A 20,101-nucleotide genomic window follows, 5' to 3' on the forward strand; every position below is an offset into this window, starting at 1 on the left:
ATTAATCGTCCAAATTAATTACACAATTTGCTGAATAGTTTATTTGATTATCATCCTTGCAAATTTATCTTTTCTTATAGTTCGATCCTTATTAAAACAGCATACATGTTTTTATAGTAATTACTATTTTACAGTCTGTGTAAATTCATTTATTATTTGGTAATTTTTGTTTTTAACTACGATTTTATATTCTCCTTTTTTCAGGATTAGGTTTGATTTTTCACTATCATTGGTAAGTTCAATTATATCTGCGGGAATACCATTTTTTTCAAATTCATTAATTCGATAGGCTAAGATTAATGCAGGGTATTCCTTGATTTTAGAATTTTCAATTTTAATTGTTTTTCTTTCTTTTGAAAGATTCAGCCAATCAGGTCTGTTGTTTTTGTATTTTGTGATTGGGTGGATAATAGCACAGTCTATATTTTTAGTGTTTTCTCTATCTCCACTAAAAGCTTTATTTTCATTATTTATCATAATAGTAGGGTAATCGAGATTTACCATTTCAATGTAAGGAGAATTTAAATTTGTATTTCCTTTTTCAGAATAATACGTCTGATCAATTGTAAAAGGATTTATTCCTGTCATTTCTATAATTCTGCCAGCCATTGCTTTTTCCCAAGTTTTTATTCCAGGAGTACCTTCTATGATGTGTTCGTATCCACAATGAATTAAGAATTTAGAATTTGGATTTTCTTTCATCATTTTAACAATGTTTTCAGCTTGCTCAATCTCTCTGGTTTTTCCTCCATCTCTTACTTTTGAAGTTGATTCATATTGAAATACTGTAAATCCAATTTCTTTTGCTTCCTTTATTAAATTGCCAAATTGAGGTTCTTTAATGTAAAATCCATCTTGTAAAGTAGCAAATTCTTTTCCATCCAAATTTTCCCATAATGCCTCTAATCCAAGAAACCGATATCCGTTATTATATAAATCTTGGAGTAAGGATGTTGTAAAAACTCTATGTCTGGAATTATTATGTGCTTCATTTATAAGAATGATTTGTTCGTTTTTCGAACGATCAATAATATATTTTTTTGCATTAACTGCTTTAAAAGATTCGAAATATAAACTGTCTTCTTTTGTAATGCTTTTCTTTTCAGAAGGAACGGTATTAAATTGTTTATCCCATGTTTCCAAAGCTAGTTTGTAATAGCCACTTTGTGAAAAATTAACAGAGGCAACTTGATATCGTGGTAACGTTTTGTCGTTTTCAAAATTGGTCGTTATGTCTTCTGAAAAAAGGAAAGTTTCTTTTTTTTCTTGGGAGTATAATTTTATAGAAAGAATAAGTAAAAAAAGGATTATTGATTTTTGCATCAGTTTGAATTAATTATTGGAATTTATTTGATGTAATTGATCTAAAAGCAATTTAAAAAGGTGAAGCAATGATTTTAAAGTATCTACACTACGAATTTCACCATCCATAAAGTAGGCTAATTCATATTCGTTTTCGGGAAGCTTTTCCTCCCATATTCCTTTTTGATCTGAAATTTGGAGATTAATTTCGTTTTGAGATTCAATAAGATTTCTAATTTCTTTATTTCGTAATAATGTTTTTATTTTAAATTCATTATTACTTTTAATTGTAAATGCTTTGTCAAATTCCGGATAGCCAATTTTTACATCTTGTCCCCCAAATATTTTCTCTATTTTTTGAATAAATCCTTCGCGATATATTTCGAATCTAAAGTTGTTTATTATGTTAAGTGGGACAATAATTCTTGTGGTTTGGCTGCTGTATTTTCCTGACCAAACCGTAAAATTATCAAAAGTTATTTTCCATTTTTTGTATTCAATTTCAGTTGAATCTGATCGCCAGGAATAACCTTCTTTAAAAGTACCGCCAGTTTCTTTTGAAAATTCTTGCCAGATTTTAATTTGATTTTTCATAAAACTTTAAGTTGATTGCTCTTTCCATGTTTCTAAAAACCATTTGCCACCAATTTTTTCAAAATAGAAATCTGAATATATTCCATTATCAACACCTCTGATTTCTACAACCGTTATGTTTTTTTTGATTTTTATCTTTTGTGTATAGCGATCTAATTCACGAGTCAAAGCATCTTTTGGATAGGTGAAATCTAGTTTTGTGTAATCAGATTTTAAGATAGTTCGCTCTTTAAATTCGGACTTGTTTTCATCTAATTCTACCATAGATTCCAAGTCAATTTCCTTTACTTTTAAAGGGAATTTTACTCGGCTAATTTGAAAAACCGAATCACGATTAAATTTAGCTAAAAATGCTTCAAAGTTTTCGTCAGTAACCATTGGAATTTGTTTTTCAGTCTTTTTGCTCTCTTGTTTTAAAACTTCCGGTTTCACAATTTCATTTTTGCAATTGAAAAAAAGAAATGAAATAAGGAAAAGTAGTCCAATCGATTTTTGATTCATAACAAATTAGATAAAGTTCTTGATGTAGTTTTTTTTTGAACTAATATACTTATAAAAACTTTAAGTCAATCCTTTTATCTTGGCGTATTGTAAGAAAATAATAGTTTTTTTATCTACAATTTCGCATTTTTTGATCAAAAAAAGGTTTTCTTTTTTTTAATGGTTTAAGTACCAATGGTTATATTTATAAAATCAGAAATGTTTTTAATCCATTCTATTTTGTTTTTCTTGAGATAGTTCTCGTGTCCTGTGTTTTTGTAGATATTAAGCTCCTTTTGTACTTTGAGGTTTGCATAAATTTCATCAATTTCTTTGCGACTAACACTTTTATCTTTTTCTCCGTAAAGAAGTAAAGTAGGACAATTTATATTTTTTGCATATTCGGTCGGATTGTGGCTAAATCCCCAAAATCCATTTTGAACGCCACCCCAGAAAAGTAAAATTCCAGCCATTGGAAAAGTGGGCGCATTCATTTTTTTAAATCGGGCACATACAGTTGTGTACATCGACCCAAATGGGCATTCAATGATTATTCCTTTTGGTTTTATTTTAGTATCACTAATGCATTTCATGATAGCAACAGCTCCCATTGAAGTACCGAATAAGTAAATATTTTTTTCTCCTGTTTGGCTTAAGTAATCAAATGAAGTTTTTACTTCTTCGGCTTCATTAAAGCCAATTGTAGTCTGATTTCCCTCAGAGTTTCCACTTCCCATAAAATCGACAAGCATCGTGCTGAATCCTAATTTTATAAATTCGTCAGATTTTGAAAGCATAGAAGACTTTTCGCCACCATAACCATGAAACAATATAATGGTTCCTTTTGAATTTTTATTTTCAATTAGCCAACATTCAATGTCTTTATTGCTGTGAAGTTTTAAAGTTTTATATTTTTGAGAAGGGAATTTGGTATTTCTTGGTTTGCGATTGTTCACTCCAAAAAATAAAGTTTTAGCTTTTTCAAAAGAAGATAATTTTTCCGGGCTTTTAGTTTTTTCAGATTTGTTATCTGTAAAATGGGTGAATTTGTAAGCATGAAAAAAAGCAACAATATTTATAAGGATAAATACTGTTGCTATTAGTATAAAATATATTTTCCGGTTTTTAAGTATTTTCATTTGAATACAGTCTAAGCTTTAGTCATCTAAAATACTCAAAAAATTTAAATCAACCCCTTTATCTTAGCATGCTGCAACAAAATAATAGTTTTAGCATCTACAATTTCGCCAGATTCGATCATAGCATACGCTTCTTCAAAAGTATACTCTAAAACTTCAATATTTTCTTGTTCAGAAGCTAATCCGCCACCTTCGCTTACTTTCATGCTTTCATCATATTCGCCTGTAAACAAATATAAAATCTCAGTTACAGCACCTGGAGACATATAGGTTTGTGTAACTTTTTCTACTTTTTTAATGCGATAACCGGTTTCTTCTTCGGTTTCGCGAATGATGCATTCTTCTGGATTGTCTTCGTCTAAAAGTCCCGCACAAACCTCGATCATCATTCCGGTTTTGTTTCCGTTAAGAAAAGTTGGCAGGCGAAATTGTCTTGTTAGGATAACCGTTTTTTTAGTTGAGTTGTATAATAAAATTCCGGCTCCATTTCCGCGATCGTAAATTTCGCGAACGTGAGTCTGAATTTTTTCATTTTCTTTTTGATAACTAAAGGTAACCTTGTTCAGGATGTACCAATTGTCTGATAATAACTTCGTTTCTGTAACTTTAATTTCCGGGTTTTTCATGGCGTAAATATTTGTATAAAAAAACGCCCTGATTGTCAGAGCGTTTAGTAATTGTTATTTTGTTATTGTTTGCTTTCTGTCAGGTCCAACCGATACAATTTTGATTGGCACTCCAACTTCTGCTTCAATAAATTCAATATATTCTTTTAACTCAATTGGCAGTTGCTCATAAGTAGTTAAACCTGTTAAGTCAGCTTGCCATCCTTTAAATTCTTTATAAATAGGAGTTACATTCTCTGGCTCAATATTATAAGGAAAGTGAGAAATAATTTGCCCTTTATAGTTGTATTCAGTACAAACTTTTAAAGTTTCGAATCCTGAAAGAACGTCACCTTTCATCATCATTAATTGCGTAACACCGTTTACCTGAACAGCATATTTTAGAGCTACTAAGTCTAACCATCCACAACGTCTTTGTCTTCCTGTAACAGATCCAAATTCGTTTCCAACTCTTGCCATTGTAGCACCAACTTCGTCAAAAAGTTCAGTTGGGAAAGGTCCGCTACCAACACGTGTAACGTAAGCTTTAAAAATTCCGTAAACTTCTTTGATTTTGTTAGGAGCAATTCCTAAACCAGTACAAGCTCCGGCAGCAGTAGTATTTGATGAAGTAACGAAAGGATAAGTTCCGAAATCAACATCTAATAAAGAACCTTGCGCTCCTTCGCATAGAATAGACTTACCTGCTTTTTGAGCCTGGTACATATATTCTTCACTGTCAATAAAATCTAATTTCTTTAATTCTTCAATAGCTTCAAAAAACTCTTTTTCAAGTTCAGCTAAATTATATTGGATAGCAACATCATAAAAAGCAATCATAGCTTCATGTTTGTCTGCTAATGCTCTGTATCTTTCTTTGAAATCTTCTAATTCAACATCTCCAACACGCAATCCGTTTCTACCTGTTTTGTCCATATAAGTTGGACCAATTCCTTTTAATGTAGAACCAATTTTTGCTTTTCCTTTTGATGCCTCAGAAGCTGCATCTAATAAACGGTGTGTTGGTAAAATTAAATGCGCTTTTCTTGAAATGATCAATTTGCTTTTGATATCAAGGTTGAATTTCTCTAAACCTTCAATTTCTTTTTGAAAAACTACCGGATCAATTACAACACCATTTCCGATGATATTAATAGAATTTTTATGAAAAATCCCTGAAGGAATGGTTCTAAGTACGTGTTTAATTCCATCAAATTCTAATGTATGTCCTGCATTTGGTCCTCCTTGAAAACGTGCAATAATATCATAATTTGAGGTAAGAACGTCAACAATTTTTCCTTTACCTTCATCTCCCCATTGTAATCCTAGTAATAAATCTACGGTCATTCTGTTTTAATTTGCGTTGAGGCAATTTGAGTTGCCCTACTGATTAATGTAGTTAATTTTCTTTTTTTTATTTTTTGAATAATTCCCTTTCCGGATTATTGTTTTTGCTTTTTGTTTCCGTAGAAATAAAGTGAATGATTCGTAATTTCGATATCAAATATTTCTTCGATTGTTTTTTTGATGGTTTGAATTCTTGGATCGCAAAATTCAATTACTTCGCCAGAATCGGTCATAATAATATGATCGTGCTGTTTGTCGAAATACGATTTTTCGTAGTAAGCCTGATTTTGTCCAAATTGATGTTTTCTAACCAAAGCGCAGTCTAACAATAACTCGATCGTGTTGTATAAGGTTGCTCTACTCACACGATAGTTTTTGTTTTTCATTTTGATATAAAGGTTCTCTATATCAAAATGCTCTTCGCTATCGTAAATTTCCTGAAGTATAGCATAACGCTCAGGAGTTTTGCGATGCCCTTTTTGTTCAAGATACATTGTAAAAACATTTTTTACAATTTCTTGATTCTTAGTGTTGTCAGTTGAAATGAGTGTCATATCCGGCAAAGATAATTTTTTATTTTTAATGAATAAAAGTTTCGGGTTTAAAGTTTAACGTTCGAATATCGATTTGATTAATTATAATGCAATAAATACAGGCTTTTGAACCAATAATTTTTACGAAGTCCAAACCAACTTAATTAACATAATTATTTTTATTTATAATAAAACTAACAAATTTTTAATTGGTTTTAGACATGTACATGTACCAGTTCCATTCCCAGGTTTTTCCTTTATCATCAGACATGGCCTGACTCCAAACTGGGTTTTCTTCGTCTCTGGCATCCCAGCGAAATACCTGTAATATATTTTTTCCTTCAAAAATATCTTGGGAGAAAAAATGACCTACTTTGTTTTCAAATGAACCAACGACCGGTTTGTCTAAAGTGCCTGTAGTGGAATCGGCCCAATAAATACTCCACAGTTTTGTTTTCGGATTAAATAATCGAACTGTCATTCCTTCAAAAGGTTCGCCATCAAAAATGGCAAGGAAATTATCGATATTTCCAATTCCGTTCAAAATCTTGTACATTTTCTGAGTGGATGGGAATTCAATCCATTCCGTACAATTTGCAAATCGCTGTTTTAATTTTTTGTTTTTGATAACAGATTTCCCCTGAAAAAAATCGAAATCATCTTTTGAAGAAGTTTCAGAAGCAACAATTAAAGGTGCTCCATTTTCATCAAATTGTATTTTCGGAATTTCTAAGGAATCTGATTTCATAAATTCAACTAATTAAAAAGAATTAGGTTCTATACTCTCGAGTTACTTTATCGACTCCATCAATTTTTTTGATAGCATTGATCATTTTCTTCAAAATCGTATTGTTTTTTACAATAACCGCAATCTGTCCATGAAAAATTCCGGCATCCGTACTCAAAGAAATACTCTGAATATTCACACTCATATTGTTCGAAATAACTCTTGTCAATTGATTGGTAAGGCCCAAGACATCCATTCCGGTAATGTTGATAATGGCTTTGAATTCTTCCTGAGAAGAATCAATCCATTTCGCACTCATAATACGATAAGCATAGTTAGACTGCATTCCGATGGCGTTTGGACAATCTTTTTTATGCACTTTAATTCCTTCGTTGATGGTTACGAAACCAAAAACATCGTCGCCCGGAATTGGGTTACAGCATTGCGAAAGTTTATAATCAAGCTTATCATGTTCTGTTCCAAAAACCAGCATATCATAATTACTGCTGATGACTGGCTTATGAATATCTTCATCGGCAGTATCTTTATTTCTTTTAATTTTATTTTTAAAGAAATTGATAATCGTGTTGCTCTTTTGAGCTGCATAATCTTTTAACTGCTGATTTTCAATGGCACCAATTCCAACTCTGTAAAACAAATCCAGACTGGTTTTAAGTTTGAAGAAGTTTACCAATTCATTGATAACCTGTTCGCTGATGGTTATTTTAAGATGTTTTAATTTTCTTGTAAGTAATTCTTTTCCTTCTTCAGCAATTTTTTTGGTGTTCTCGTTAAGAACATTTTTAATTTTATTTTTAGCACGTGATGTTGTTACATATTCCAACCAGTTCACTGTTGGTTTTTGATTCGCTGATGTAATAACTTCAACCTGATCGCCACTTTTTAATTCGTAATTTAACGGGACTAATCGTCCATTTACACGAGTTCCTCTCGTTCTAATTCCGATTTCAGAGTGAATGCTAAAAGCAAAATCTAATGAAGTCGCACCTTTTGGCAACGATTTGATTTCTCCTTTTGGCGTAAAGACGAAGATTTCTTTTGAATATAGATTCATTTTAAAATCTTCCACGAAATCAACCGCATTGGTTTCCTGATTCTCTAACGCTTCACGAAGAAGGTTTAGCCAAACATCCAATCCGCTTTCCTCTGTTGCACCGTTTTTGTATTTGTAATGCGCTGCGTAACCTTTTTCTGCAATTTCATCCATACGCTCGCTTCGCACCTGTACTTCAACCCAACGACCTTTTGGTCCCATAACGGTAATGTGCAAAGCCTCGTAACCAGTTGATTTTGGAGATGAAATCCAATCACGCAAACGACTCGGGCTCGGTCTATAGTGATCTGTGACAATCGAATAGATTTTCCAGGCCACAAATTTCTCATCATGCGGATCTGCTTTGTAAACGATTCTAAGCGCGAATTTGTCGTATACTTCATCAAAACTCACATTTTGCGCACGCATTTTTCGGCGAATCGAATAAATAGATTTCGGACGCCCTTTTATGATATAATCGATTTCTTCTTTATCCAGAGAATTCTTCAAAACATCCGAAATATCTTTGATATAAGCATCTTGCTCTTCTTTCGTTTCTCTGATTTTGCTGACAATATCATTGTAAACATTCGGTTCAGTGTATTTTAAACCTAAATCTTCGAGCTTCGTTTTGATGTTATAAAGTCCCAAACGATGGGCGAGAGGAGCATAAATATATAAAGTTTCTGAAGCGATTTTGGTTTGTTTGTACTCCACCATCGAGTCCATTGTCTGCATATTATGAAGACGATCGGCCAATTTGATCAGAATAACACGAACATCATCGTTCAGTGTAAGGATCATTTTTCTGAAATTCTCAGCCTGCATAGAGGCATTTAAGTCTTTTTGAACCAACGAAATTTTAGTCAGACCTTCGACTAATTGTGCCACTTTTGGGTTGAATAATCTTTCAATATCTTCAACAGTTATGGGAGTATCTTCAACAACATCGTGCAATAAGGCCGCAGCAATAGAGGTCGCTCCCAAACCAATTTCGGAGGCAACAATTTTCGCAACTGCAATAGGATGAAAGATATACGCTTCGCCAGATTTACGTCTTTGTTCTTTGTGGGCGTCAACAGCCACATCAAATGCTTTCCTGATTAGTTTTTTATCAGCGGGTGTTAAAGTCTGGTAACTTATTCGAAGTAATTCTTTGTATTCCTGCGCAATCGCTTTGTTTTCTTTTTCAATATCTATTTCTATCATAACGGCATAGTTCAAGTACTAAAAATAAGCATTAGTTTGAATATACGCAAGGGAATCTGTAGAATGAAATTATTTTGTTTCAGGTTTCAGGTTTCAAGTTTTTGACCCCGGCATTCAACCTGAAACCTGAAACCTGAAACTTGAAACAAAACTTACTCTTTAGAAAAATCCAAATCCTGAAAATCGTAACTAAAGTCTGTCAACTCAGAAATTGGGAGCATTTTTAGGTTGATCACTTTTCCGCTTTCATCATATTTGAAAAGTAGATGCGCATCAGCATGGAAAAATGCATTGTCCCACTTTACCACATAGTTGCCATCTTTGTAGAAAAACACTTCTCCCACTAATTGAGAAGATCGTTTTGAAGCAAAGTAGAGTTTTCCTTTTTTCTCTGTTATAGTAATTTCTCCAAACCAATTGTCTTTGTAAGTTCCGGTGATTTTAGAAAAGTCGGTTTTTATTTTGTCCTTTTTGTTTTTGGCAACAGTTGCCCAAACTTCATCCGTTACTTTATCTGCAGATGCTTCACTAGCTTTCACTCGGTTGCTGTAAACCGTCACATAATCATCTGATTTAACACCTAAATAACTGTCTTTAATTGTGTTGGTAATAGCACTAAAAGCCGCTCCGGATTGTTGATTGGTTAATACAATAATTCCCAAACCTATCTCAGGAATCAAAGTCGTTTGTGTCACATTCCCTTCTAATCCTCCGGTATGTGAAACTTGTTTGTATCCTTTCACATCACTTAAAAACCATCCTAAACCATATCCTGAAAAATGAGTATTGTAAGGAGGTCTTGTTTTGGCTGGAATAATGGTTTGTAATTGCCACATTTCCTCGTGTTCTTTCTCTGAAAACAATTGTTTATTATCCCCGTATTTTCCGTTATTGATTTGTACAATCGCCCATTTACTCAAATCATTTACACTGGAGTAAATTCCGGCAGCTCCATCAAAAAGATTATTTTCATAGCGTTTGATTGTTTTTAATTTTCCATCAATCGGAACGTGAGGCGTGATGACATTTGAAGTATCTTTCAAGCGTTTTACAGAAGCCACACTTTTGTCCATTTCTAATGGTTTCATGATGCGCGTTTCTACAAAATCAGCCCAGGTTTGTCCGCTTACAACGTGTACAATTTCGCCTGCAATGATGTACATTAAATTATCGTAATCGTATTTGGTTCTAAAACTTGAAACAGGTTTTAAGTATCTTAAATTATGAACAATATCTGCTGCTTTAAAATCACTTCCGTCAGGCCAGATCATCAAATCTCCGGCTCCAAGTCCAAGGCCGCTTCTGTGCGTTAATAAGTCACGAATGGTGAATTCTTTGGTAACATAATCATCATACATTTTAAAATCCGGGAGATATTGGATTACTTTATCATCCCAATTTATCTTTTTTTCATCAACCAACATGGCAAGCGCAGCAGTTGTAAAAGCTTTACTGTTTGATGCAATGCCGAAAAGGGTATTGGCATCTACTTTTTCCTGCGTTGTTATCGATTTTACACCATATCCTTTTGCTAAAACTACTTTTCCGTCTTTCACAATTGCAACCGCAATTCCGGGAACATCAAAAGCTTTTATGGTGCGATTGACCAATTCATCTACTTCAGTATTGGTTATTTGTGCCGAAAGTGAAAAACTAAATAATAAGGCTAAAAAAGATAATTTGTAGTTCATGAGTAGGTGGTGTTTAGTTAAATCCTCTTTGACGTTTAGCTTCAAAAATTAAAATTGCCGCAGCAACCGAAACGTTCATACTGTCGATTTCGCCCTGCATTGGAATAATGATATTTTGAGTCGCTGCATCACGCCATTCCTGCGTTAGTCCGGTCGCTTCTGTACCGACAACTAATGCTGTTGGAGTAGTGAAATCCTGAGTATAATAAGATGTTGAATTCTGTAAGGTAGCGCAATAAAAGTCAATCTTTTTTTCTTTCAAAAAAGCAATGATTTCGTCTGTGGTTCCGGTTGCAATTTGATTGGTAAACAAACAACCTACGCTTGAACGCACAATATTTGGATTGTATAAATCACTTTTTGGATTGGCAATTAAAACAGCATCAAGGTTGGCGGCATCAGCAGTACGCAAAAGCGCTCCGATATTGCCTGGTTTTTCTGGTGCTTCAGCTACTAAAATCAAAGGATTATCAGATAATTTTAAATCTGATAACTGCATTGATTTGGTTTTAGCAACAGCTAAAATTCCTTCAGTAGTATCGCGGTAAGCCAGTTTTTGATAAACTTCTTTGTTGATTTCGATTAATTGAATTGGCGAGTTTACCAATTTAGTAATTTGACTTTCAGTAACCAATTCCGGTAAAAATAAAACGGTTTCTAATTCATATCCTCCTTTTAAGGCGATTGAAATTTCACGTAAACCTTCAATCAAAAATGTTCCGGTTTGTTTGCGGGCTTTTGCTTTTTCCTGCAGTAAAACAAGTGATTTTATAAATGGATTTTGAATGGAAGTGATTTGTTTCATTTTTTTTAAAGGTACTGAGGTTCTGAGGCGCTAAGGTACTGAGAAAATTTTAAAAAGGGGCAAAGGTTCATAGGTGCAGAGGTTCAAAGGTTTAGTTTTTATAAAATAAAGTTTTTTGTTTTTTATAATTAATTATAGTTTTTATTCCGGCTAAAATGAAAGTCACGATAAAACCTATTTCCAGTTTTATGAAGAAATGATAATATCTTTCTAAGCCATTTCCCTGATGTAATTGCGGTGGAGAACTAAGAGGCGGATAAATTGTTGTTCCGGGCAATATCATGATCATTTTTACAGCCTGTATAATATATAATATAACGAGAATGATAAGGATATTTGAAAAAAGAAAAATATAATTAATCACTGCATTTTTGAAACGGGCAAAGAGCATTCTCATTAAATAAGTGAAATAGAAAACAAATACAGTAATCAGGATTAGAATATTAGATGATTCTATAACAAAATAGGTATCATGTATATTAATATCAATGGTAGTGCTTTCAGAAGTAAAAATTAAATGTGGGTTATAAATGAGATAACTAATTATAAATAGAACGATAACCCATATAACTTCTTTAAATACTGGTTTCATTTTTTATGTTTTGAATGTGTTAAAAGAGCTAAAAAAAATGCCACAAATTCACGAACTCCCAATAAAAATTAGTGAAAATTCATGACTCGAGCGATAGCGAATAGGCGAAGCAAATTCGTGGCGAAAAAAAATATTTTATTCCTCAGTAGAAGCAGTTTCCTCTACAAGTTCTTCCTCTTCTTTTGGTTTTGTCATAACCTGATCTTTTTTCCCAAAAAGGAATTTCTTTACGGCTGCAAATGCCGCAATAAGACCAATGACAATCACTTTTCCGAATTTTGCCAAAATAGCAAAGAAGCCCACTTTTGCCAAAACTTTTCCAGCAACTAAACCTCCAATAGTCCATGCTGCAACGGTATCTGTATCCGCGTCAAAGTCTAAATACTTATGTCCGTCGTTGAATTCGACACTTTTCAGGATTCCCGGAATACTGGCTTTAACTTCAGCAAGTTCGCCCATATTAGAAACGGCTGAAATATTGTACATTCCTTTTCTTCCTAAGACTCTTAAATCGTAGTTCAAGGTATTGACTTCGTCTTTCCCAAATTTTAATTCTTTTGCCCAATGCAACACTTTCAAATTAGTGTCATAGTAAGGTTTTGATGCCCAGCCAATTAATTGAACTTCTGCATAGCCACCTTTTTTTCTTTCTTCATTTTCAGCTTTCATGTCTTCCTGCATCGTCTTAAGAAGATCGTCATAGTCAATGTCGTTTGCATCATCATCTTTTACAAAACCATCGCCTTGGTAGCTTATTACAAATAACCAGCTGTTGCTGTGAGTAACGCCTTTCCCGTCCGGAACAAGTGAACCTAAAACTGTTTTGTCTTCAGGATTTCCCCATAAGTCAGTTAAAACATGCTGGGTTTGTTCTCCGTTTAAGAATTTAAATCCTTTAGGAACGTTTACTATTCCTTCTCCCTCAGTTAAAGTAATTTTCCCTGTTTCATATTTCAGGGATTGTTCAATTTTATCATAATAAGCAGCAGTCGTATCTGCCTGTGCCATCATTTTTGGAATAAAAATAAGGCATAAAAAAAGACTTAGTAGAATTCTTTTCATTGGTTTTGGTTGGTTTAATTGGTTAATTATTAGGGGCGTTAAATTTATTTTTGTAGCAGTTCGGGAATTTCATTGGCCACAGGGTGTGTTGTGGTGAAATTATACCCCATAATTTTAGCGATGGTTTGAGCGAATTGTTTTTGATACAACTGCGATTCTGTTTTTATTTCCCCTTTAGCTGCAATTTCTGGACCCATAGCAGCAAACCAAATTTCAGAGGCTCCCACAACATCAGCGCCATGATCTGTCCATTGGGCTTTTGTTTTGTCTCCACGTCCGTGATCTACGGTGATCAGCAAAGTAGTTTTGTTTTTGTATTGCGGGTCATTTTGCACGAAATCCCAGATTTCTTTGATCCATTTATCAACCTGATTGGCAGCATCAAGATAGGATCTGTAATGTCCGTGATGCGCCCATTCATCTGTTTCGCCATAAGCGATATAAAGTACTTTTGGTTTATTCGTTTTGAGCTCATGTAGAGCTTCATAATGTGTAAAAACATCCAGACATTCGTCTTCATGAAAAGGTTTATACGAATTATTACGCATGTCATTTAACAACTTTTGAGTCGCGGTAGGTTTGTTTCCTCCCACATTATCATATGCTGAAATAACAGGAAAACCACTTCTTTCTTCATTCAAAATTCGGTCAAAAGCATCCCAGGCACCAAAAGCAGCTGTTTTACCTTTAAGCTTTGGCTGTTGGTTTAGAAATTCTAAAATATTCACATTTGGATTTGCTTTATAACCATTTGAATTAATAGCGACATCAACATTTCCAGTCATGATTTCACTATATCCAGGATAACTGAACCAATAAGGATTGGATACATCGACTTTGTTGCCAAGATCACGATTACCATAAATTTGCCCTTTTGAAACGATTTCTGACCATAAAAAAGGCATTATTTTTTTTCGGCTTTCTTTAAAATCAGCGCTTGAATATTTCTTATAGATATACGTGCTGTCTCCCTGATTGAATCTTTTATCATTGGCAATTGCCGGATCCATTCCTTTAAATACTTCCTGCCATCTAAAACCATCTGTGGTAATGATGATGATGTTTTCTGTTTTTTGTGCTGAGGACAAAAAACTTGTGAAAACAAGAACAATTAAAATTAGTTTTTTCATGTTTTTTTGATTTAAAAGTTGTGAAACAAGATCTTAAAATCTTATTTATTTGATATAAACTTTATTCTACGTCGTTAAATGAATTTACCTTATATATTAATCTAAGTTTAACCGGGTCTTTTTTCGAATTAGGATATTCCTCACTATTAACCCTTTGTTCAAATACTTTCATTATATCTAAATCCAAATCATCTTTAACAGCATAAGTTATTTCGTTTTTTTTCTTTTTTAACTCAAATTCTACCATTAATTTGCCAGATTTCATTGAGTTTTTAAATAATTCATCAAATATTTTATCTGTTTTTTTTATAAGCAATTCAATATCTTCAAAAGAACTATTTTTATTTAATTCTTCATCCGAACTTAAAAGAATTACCTTCTCCAGAGTTGTTTCTTTTATTCCTTTAGAAACAGAATCAATTTCTTTTCCATTTTGATATTGTTTGGCAGCAACGTAATTGGTGTTTGTAGGGTTTGGAGCCTCATCTAACCATAATAGTTTTAAATCTTTTTTTAGTAGATTTAAAATATAATTATGCTCTTTTGTTTCTACAATTAATAAGGGTTCCTCAATATCAAATGATATTACAGACCAATAATATTTTAGCTCATTTTCGTTGGCTTTGCGAATGGTGTACTGATTTGAAACTTCATTTTTAAATTCATCCCAAATTATTTTGGAGTCAGTCATATCCTGGCTCATTTTACCATCTAATATTACATTGTCTACATGAAATTGAATTTCTCCACCTTCTATTTTTTGTATTTTTTCATTGGCTTTAAATTTTTTCCAGAGTTCAGGGCCAATGATAAGATTGTTTTGTAGTATTTTATAATCGTTGTTTTCTGATAAATTTTCGCTAATTAGTTTTTTAGCTTTTTCAACGGTTTTCGCATCAGCATATTTATAAACGACACCTTTTGGAATTGAGATCGTTTCATTCTTTTGTGCATGCGATAAAAAGCTTGTAAAAACCAATAAAATTACAATTACTTTTTTCATTTTTTATTAGTTTGAAAATGCATGGATTGATTTTAAATTTTTTCAAAACTACTTAATTTAATTAACCGATTTTTACGTGATAACGTAATGTAACCATAAATTAATAAAAGATAAAAGAAAGTCTTTTAATAATTGCTGTTTAGGGAATAGACCTTTGAGAGTTTATTGAAGTTTAACTGAATCTTTTTTTTACTTTGGATGTTTTCGAAATTAATTATAAAATCCCTCGCGCCTTAATCTCCAAATACTTATTAATAGCATCTAAAGTCAGATTCTCCGGTTGCGTCAAAACCGAATGTATTCCATATTTCTTGAGTTCGTTGGCGATTAAGCGTTTTTCGAACATGAATTTTTCAGCTATAACTTTATCGTAAATTTCCTGAACAGTATCTGTTTTTTTGTTGATGATCGCATTCAGTTCTGTATTACTAAAGAAAACAACCACTAACAAATGGTTTTTGGCAATTCCTTTTAAATAAGGTAACTGTCTGTTTAAGCCGTCCATTGTTTCGAAATTGGTATACAAAATAATCAAACTTCTTTGATTGATATTTTTCTTAATGTCGACATACAATCGGCTGTAATCGCTTTCAAAAAAGTCAGTTTTGATGTTATATAAAGTTTCCAGTATTTTTTGCATTTGCGAAGATCTTCTTTCTGCAAAAACTCTGTTTTCTACTTTTTTGGAGAAAGCAAAAATTCCGGCTTTGTCTTGCTTTTTTAGGATAACATTTGCTAAAACAAGTGTAGAATTTATAGCATAATCCAATAAACTCAAACCGTCAAAAGGCATTTGCATAACACGGCCTTTATCGATCGCCATATAAACCGATTGCGATTTTTCATCCTGAAACTGATTCACCATCAACGAATTTTTCTTTGCCGTCGCTTTCCAGTTTATTGTTCTCAAATCATCTCCCTGAACATATTCCTTGATTTGCTCAAATTCCATCGTATGACCAATACGGCGGATTTTCTTGATTCCGTATTGATACAAATTATTCGAAAAAGCCAGCAAGTCGTATTTCTTCAACTGAATATAGGAAGGATACGTCGGCACCATTTGATCTTTATCAAAAGTAAATCTTCGGGAAATTAATTTTAAAGGGGAAGAAACATAGATGTTTAAATTCCCAAAGTAATATTCACCACGTTCTGTCGGACGTAAATCATAACCCAATTCTTTTTGAGTAGAAGCCGGAATCGTTTTTATTATTTTGAAATCACGCACCTGAAATTGAAACGGAATTTCATCAATAATCTTAATGGAAATCGGAAAAGTATAACCGTTTTTAATTGTAATCTGAATGGGATTTAAATCGCCGTTTGAAAGCTTTTCTGGTGTTTTTCTCGAGGCGTCAATTCCTTTTGATAAATATAAAAGCAATATATCAAGCCCCAAAAACGTGGTTAAAACCAAAATAATAAACCAAACGCTGTTGTATAAATTCGGAAAAATAAAAGCACAAACAAACATTCCTATAATCCCTAATAGAATGTAGAAGAAGAAGTTGTTCAGATATAGACTTTTTATGAATTTCAATTTAAAAAAGGTTTTAAAGTTTCAAGTTTCAGGTTTCAAGTTTCGCCGTAATTGTCAATTCACATTTAACAATTCACAATTATCTTGGTATTTCAACCGTTTCAAGAATTTGCTTAATAATTTCAGAGCTTGTAATACCTTCCATTTCGCGTTCAGGAGTTACAATAACACGGTGTTGTAAAACGGGAATTGCCGCTTCTTTGACATCTTCCGGAGTAACGAAATCACGGCCGCGGATAGCTGCGAAACCTTTGGCAGCATTCAAAATTGCTATTGAAGCACGTGGTGAAGCTCCTAAATATAAAAAGGCATTTTCTCTGGTGTTAACTACAATTCTGGCGATATATTCCAATAGATTTTGTTCGACTCTGATTTGTTTTACTAAACCTTGATATCCTTTTATTTCTTCAGCAGAAAGAATTGTTTTAATGGCTTCCAGTTTCCCGTGATCCTGCAATAAATGTTCTCTCTGGATGATCAGAATTTCTTCTTCTAATTTTGGATAATCAATGGTTATCTTGAATAAAAAACGATCTAATTGTGCTTCAGGTAAACGGTAGGTTCCTTCCTGTTCAATTGGGTTTTGCGTTGCAATAACCAGGAACGGAGTTTCCAATTGAAAGGCTGATCCATCAATTGTAATCTGGCGTTCTTCCATAACTTCAAAAAGGGCAGCCTGTGTTTTGGCAGGAGCACGGTTGATCTCATCAATCAAAATTAGATTGGAGAAAATAGGACCTTGTTTGAATTCAAATTCAGAGCTTTTTAGATTGAAAATTGAAGTTCCCAATATATCTGATGGCATCAAATCCGGTGTGAACTGAATTCGGCTAAAGCCAATATTCAACGTTTTGGATAATAGTTTTGCGGTAATCGTTTTGGCAACTCCCGGAACACCTTCCAACAAAACATGTCCGTTTGATAAAATGGCAACCAAAAGCTGATCAATCATTTTTTGCTGACCTACAATAACAGTTTCTAATTCTGTTTTAATAGCATTTACATGCTCCAAAAGTGGTGCTAAATTTATTCTGGTTTCAAAATTCACATTTTCATTTGTGATTTCGGTTTCTGGGGTATTGATATCGTCCATGGTTTGGTATGTTTTCTTTTAAATGAATTTTATTTTTTTTTCCACAGATTAAAAGGATTAAATCAATTTTTTTCTGCAACTTATTAATTCTTAGTTTATATCTTTTTCACGCAGATTTTGCAGATCTTGTTTAAATTTAATTTATAAAAATCTGCGCAGATCTGCTAGAATCCTTTTTAATCTGCGTGAAATATTTAAGCGCTGTCAAATATTTATTAATGTAAAATTTTCTCGATCGCGTTATTAATTCTGATTAAATCTTCTTCGAGACTTCCGTGATAACTATTTCGATGTTCGTTAATCAGAAAAACCAATTCCTGAATATCGGCTATATCTTTTCCTGTTTTATGATGTAGTTTTTGAATAAAAACATCATCCAATTTTGTTGTATCAATTAAATATTCATTTCTCATTTTCTCCAGAAAATAAATGATTTTTTTATCAATTAAATTTTCATGATCACCTTCCTGATAGTATAAATTCCCAATCGTTTTAGTGAAATCGACCGTTAAGTTAGGTAAAGGTTTTAATACCGGAACAATTCTTTGTTTTCGTTTGGCATTAAAAATAATAAAAATCAGAATTCCGATTAAGCTTAAATACCAGGCCCATTTCAGCGCAGGCTGACTGTGAATATAACGCAAAGGAGAATGCGAAATCGATTTGTCGTTTTGCAATTTGGTATACCAAAAAACATCACCTTTTGGTATATAGGACATTACATTTTCAGCATATTGGAAATGGTCTTTTTTTAATAGATGAAAGTTCGTAAACGCCGCTGGCTGAGTATGCAGGTAAAAATGACCATCTTTATAAGGAACTTTTATAAAATTGATGTGTCTTTCTTTTTTCTCATTGCTTTGATATCCTAAAACTGTTGTATTTGCGGTATCAATTTTAGAAAAATAATCTTCTACAGCTTGTTGAAAAACGTATTTTTTAGAACTGACATTCTTATTTGCCATCCAGATTATATTATTTTTTGGCTGGTGGAATTCAAATTTGGTATCAATTTTTAGGCTGTCCATTAAGGCTTCCGGAAATGTTCTCATGCTTAAAAAAGCATTATTTCCGCGCGAAACAAAATAAAAAAGCTCTTTAACCGATTGTTCATCAATATTCTCAAGATCTGAAATACTTAAGAAAGTCCCTTGTATTTTGTAATTTTCGACCAAAGTATCGGCATCGTATTTTGAATCTAAATATTCATACGGTGTTACATCAGCAATTTTTTCAATTTTCTGATTTTTTAAAAGTGGTTTAATTTCTTTGTTCAGAATATATAATCCGTACGGAATTTTATCGTGTACAGAAAATGTCGGGCGCCAGTCTATAGGTTTTTTCTCGTCGCGGTCTGATATTAGGATTAAGGCTAAAACAAAAACCAGAATAGCGATATAAATTTTGATCGATTTATTCATTGCTAAAGGTTTTTATAGATTTCTTAAAGCGGTTTTCGGCTTTTGTAAAAGTTGTTTCGTCAATTTCAAATTCACCATACCAAATATAATTGTACAAGTAGGAGAGATAAGTAAAATCTTCTCTGTACACCGGACTTTTTAGTTCGTATAAATAATCAGAATTGGTTTTTTCGATATCCCATTCGATGTAATTATTCTGTGCCATTACTTTTAATAACCAAAGATAATAGTAACGAATAGCAAGTCTTTTTTCCCCGTTTTGAATACTTTCCTGTATTAATTTTTTAAAATCCAGTAAATGAATGTTTTTTTCGATATCAGAATATTGAATGGCTCTTTTATTGGCATTTTTTCCAAAAATCCATTGCCCTTCTTTATTGATTAATGCTTTTACGATTAAATAAATAACCACAATAATTACTAATACAGCCAATATTCTTAATATAATAATAGTAACGGTGATAGAAGTTTTTGCATCACTAAAAGAGAAAATTTTTCTCAACAAGTTGGCAATCCATTCTTTAATATTATCCCAAAGGCCTCTTTCCGGCGCTTTTGGTTCGTAATTAAATTCGGGATCAGTATATTTTTTTTTGAAGTTTTTCGGGAATGTTTTGGCTTCAATAGTATCTGAATCAATCTGAATATCCTTTTCAGTATATTTTATTGCAGCCACTTTTGGAGGTTCGGCTTCCGCCAAAGTATCCTGAGCATGTGAGATACTAAAGCAAAAAAAGAAAGATAAAATAAGAAAAATTCTCTTCATTATTG

Annotated in this window: 19 protein-coding genes; all 19 read right to left on the reverse strand. The window is 32.8% G+C overall.

The window, feature by feature from the left end; all coding sequences use genetic code 11:
* Positions 1-123 precede the first annotated feature (123 nt).
* On the reverse strand, positions 124-1,323 hold the full coding sequence (locus tag AC3ITQ_RS11710; protein ID WP_489234432.1) for a hypothetical protein: 1,200 nt from the start codon (positions 1,321-1,323) through the stop codon (positions 124-126).
* Between the two features lie 9 nt (positions 1,324-1,332).
* On the reverse strand, positions 1,333-1,896 hold the full coding sequence (locus AC3ITQ_RS11715) for a hypothetical protein (RefSeq protein ID WP_489234433.1): 564 nt from the start codon (positions 1,894-1,896) through the stop codon (positions 1,333-1,335).
* A gap of 6 nt (positions 1,897-1,902) precedes the next feature.
* Positions 1,903-2,397 (reverse strand): DUF4348 domain-containing protein, encoded by a 495-nt coding sequence (locus AC3ITQ_RS11720; protein WP_489234434.1) that lies wholly within the window; start codon positions 2,395-2,397, stop codon positions 1,903-1,905.
* A 164-nt stretch (positions 2,398-2,561) separates the two neighbouring features.
* Positions 2,562-3,515, reverse strand: coding sequence for an alpha/beta hydrolase (locus AC3ITQ_RS11725; protein ID WP_489234435.1), 954 nt, complete (start codon positions 3,513-3,515; stop codon positions 2,562-2,564).
* 44 nt (positions 3,516-3,559) lie between these two features.
* On the reverse strand, positions 3,560-4,141 hold the full coding sequence (locus AC3ITQ_RS11730; protein ID WP_194657626.1) for an NUDIX domain-containing protein: 582 nt from the start codon (positions 4,139-4,141) through the stop codon (positions 3,560-3,562).
* A gap of 54 nt (positions 4,142-4,195) precedes the next feature.
* Positions 4,196-5,467, reverse strand: coding sequence for an adenylosuccinate synthase (locus tag AC3ITQ_RS11735; RefSeq protein WP_026981861.1), 1,272 nt, complete (start codon positions 5,465-5,467; stop codon positions 4,196-4,198).
* 95 nt (positions 5,468-5,562) lie between these two features.
* Positions 5,563-6,021, reverse strand: a complete 459-nt coding sequence (locus AC3ITQ_RS11740) for a Fur family transcriptional regulator (RefSeq protein ID WP_026981862.1) — start codon at positions 6,019-6,021, stop codon at positions 5,563-5,565.
* A gap of 184 nt (positions 6,022-6,205) precedes the next feature.
* On the reverse strand, positions 6,206-6,748 hold the full coding sequence (locus AC3ITQ_RS11745) for a hypothetical protein (protein WP_489234436.1): 543 nt from the start codon (positions 6,746-6,748) through the stop codon (positions 6,206-6,208).
* Positions 6,749-6,770: 22 nt separating this feature from the next.
* Positions 6,771-8,990, reverse strand: coding sequence for a RelA/SpoT family protein (locus AC3ITQ_RS11750; RefSeq protein ID WP_072975766.1), 2,220 nt, complete (start codon positions 8,988-8,990; stop codon positions 6,771-6,773).
* 152 nt (positions 8,991-9,142) lie between these two features.
* Complete coding sequence (locus AC3ITQ_RS11755; protein ID WP_489234437.1) at positions 9,143-10,681, reverse strand: serine hydrolase; 1,539 nt, start codon at positions 10,679-10,681, stop codon at positions 9,143-9,145.
* Between the two features lie 13 nt (positions 10,682-10,694).
* Positions 10,695-11,486, reverse strand: a complete 792-nt coding sequence (locus tag AC3ITQ_RS11760; RefSeq protein WP_489234438.1) for a TrmH family RNA methyltransferase — start codon at positions 11,484-11,486, stop codon at positions 10,695-10,697.
* A gap of 91 nt (positions 11,487-11,577) precedes the next feature.
* Complete coding sequence (locus AC3ITQ_RS11765) at positions 11,578-12,078, reverse strand: hypothetical protein (protein WP_489234439.1); 501 nt, start codon at positions 12,076-12,078, stop codon at positions 11,578-11,580.
* A gap of 135 nt (positions 12,079-12,213) precedes the next feature.
* Positions 12,214-13,140, reverse strand: coding sequence for a DUF2167 domain-containing protein (locus AC3ITQ_RS11770; RefSeq protein ID WP_489234440.1), 927 nt, complete (start codon positions 13,138-13,140; stop codon positions 12,214-12,216).
* Between the two features lie 44 nt (positions 13,141-13,184).
* Positions 13,185-14,270, reverse strand: a complete 1,086-nt coding sequence (locus tag AC3ITQ_RS11775; RefSeq protein ID WP_489234441.1) for a phosphoglyceromutase — start codon at positions 14,268-14,270, stop codon at positions 13,185-13,187.
* 61 nt (positions 14,271-14,331) lie between these two features.
* Entirely contained in the window at positions 14,332-15,273 is a 942-nt protein-coding gene (locus tag AC3ITQ_RS11780) for a hypothetical protein (RefSeq protein ID WP_489234442.1), read from the reverse strand.
* Positions 15,274-15,487: 214 nt separating this feature from the next.
* Entirely contained in the window at positions 15,488-16,816 is a 1,329-nt protein-coding gene (locus AC3ITQ_RS11785) for a DUF58 domain-containing protein (RefSeq protein ID WP_489234443.1), read from the reverse strand.
* A gap of 79 nt (positions 16,817-16,895) precedes the next feature.
* Positions 16,896-17,909, reverse strand: a complete 1,014-nt coding sequence (locus AC3ITQ_RS11790; protein WP_489234444.1) for an AAA family ATPase — start codon at positions 17,907-17,909, stop codon at positions 16,896-16,898.
* Between the two features lie 215 nt (positions 17,910-18,124).
* The gene (locus tag AC3ITQ_RS11795; RefSeq protein WP_489234445.1) at positions 18,125-19,330 is read right to left on the reverse strand and encodes a DUF4350 domain-containing protein; all 1,206 of its coding nucleotides are present in this window, start codon (positions 19,328-19,330) and stop codon (positions 18,125-18,127) included.
* On the reverse strand, positions 19,323-20,096 hold the full coding sequence (locus tag AC3ITQ_RS11800; RefSeq protein ID WP_489234446.1) for a DUF4129 domain-containing protein: 774 nt from the start codon (positions 20,094-20,096) through the stop codon (positions 19,323-19,325). The genes AC3ITQ_RS11795 and AC3ITQ_RS11800 overlap by 8 nt, the downstream gene beginning before the upstream one ends.
* Positions 20,097-20,101: the final 5 nt, after the last annotated feature.

The sequence above is a fragment of the Flavobacterium sp. KH_001 genome, assembly GCF_057840745.1.

Bases quoted from the DNA above. Each gene is read 5' to 3' on its own strand.
- AC3ITQ_RS11760 (WP_489234438.1), bottom strand. From the start codon at position 11,486: ATGAAACAAATCACTTCCATTCAAAATCCATTTATAAAATCACTTGTT.
- AC3ITQ_RS11745 (WP_489234436.1), bottom strand. From the start codon at position 6,748: ATGAAATCAGATTCCTTAGAAATTCCGAAAATACAATTTGATGAAAAT.
- AC3ITQ_RS11755 (WP_489234437.1), bottom strand. From the start codon at position 10,681: ATGAACTACAAATTATCTTTTTTAGCCTTATTATTTAGTTTTTCACTT.
- AC3ITQ_RS11765 (WP_489234439.1), bottom strand. From the start codon at position 12,078: ATGAAACCAGTATTTAAAGAAGTTATATGGGTTATCGTTCTATTTATA.
- AC3ITQ_RS11750 (WP_072975766.1), bottom strand. From the start codon at position 8,990: ATGATAGAAATAGATATTGAAAAAGAAAACAAAGCGATTGCGCAGGAA.
- AC3ITQ_RS11735 (WP_026981861.1), bottom strand. From the start codon at position 5,467: ATGACCGTAGATTTATTACTAGGATTACAATGGGGAGATGAAGGTAAA.
- AC3ITQ_RS11720 (WP_489234434.1), bottom strand. From the start codon at position 2,397: ATGAATCAAAAATCGATTGGACTACTTTTCCTTATTTCATTTCTTTTT.
- AC3ITQ_RS11800 (WP_489234446.1), bottom strand. From the start codon at position 20,096: ATGAAGAGAATTTTTCTTATTTTATCTTTCTTTTTTTGCTTTAGTATC.
- AC3ITQ_RS11790 (WP_489234444.1), bottom strand. From the start codon at position 17,909: ATGGACGATATCAATACCCCAGAAACCGAAATCACAAATGAAAATGTG.
- AC3ITQ_RS11710 (WP_489234432.1), bottom strand. From the start codon at position 1,323: ATGCAAAAATCAATAATCCTTTTTTTACTTATTCTTTCTATAAAATTA.
- AC3ITQ_RS11795 (WP_489234445.1), bottom strand. From the start codon at position 19,330: ATGAATAAATCGATCAAAATTTATATCGCTATTCTGGTTTTTGTTTTA.
- AC3ITQ_RS11715 (WP_489234433.1), bottom strand. From the start codon at position 1,896: ATGAAAAATCAAATTAAAATCTGGCAAGAATTTTCAAAAGAAACTGGC.
- AC3ITQ_RS11780 (WP_489234442.1), bottom strand. From the start codon at position 15,273: ATGAAAAAAGTAATTGTAATTTTATTGGTTTTTACAAGCTTTTTATCG.
- AC3ITQ_RS11730 (WP_194657626.1), bottom strand. From the start codon at position 4,141: ATGAAAAACCCGGAAATTAAAGTTACAGAAACGAAGTTATTATCAGAC.
- AC3ITQ_RS11740 (WP_026981862.1), bottom strand. From the start codon at position 6,021: ATGACACTCATTTCAACTGACAACACTAAGAATCAAGAAATTGTAAAA.
- AC3ITQ_RS11725 (WP_489234435.1), bottom strand. From the start codon at position 3,515: ATGAAAATACTTAAAAACCGGAAAATATATTTTATACTAATAGCAACA.
- AC3ITQ_RS11770 (WP_489234440.1), bottom strand. From the start codon at position 13,140: ATGAAAAGAATTCTACTAAGTCTTTTTTTATGCCTTATTTTTATTCCA.
- AC3ITQ_RS11775 (WP_489234441.1), bottom strand. From the start codon at position 14,270: ATGAAAAAACTAATTTTAATTGTTCTTGTTTTCACAAGTTTTTTGTCC.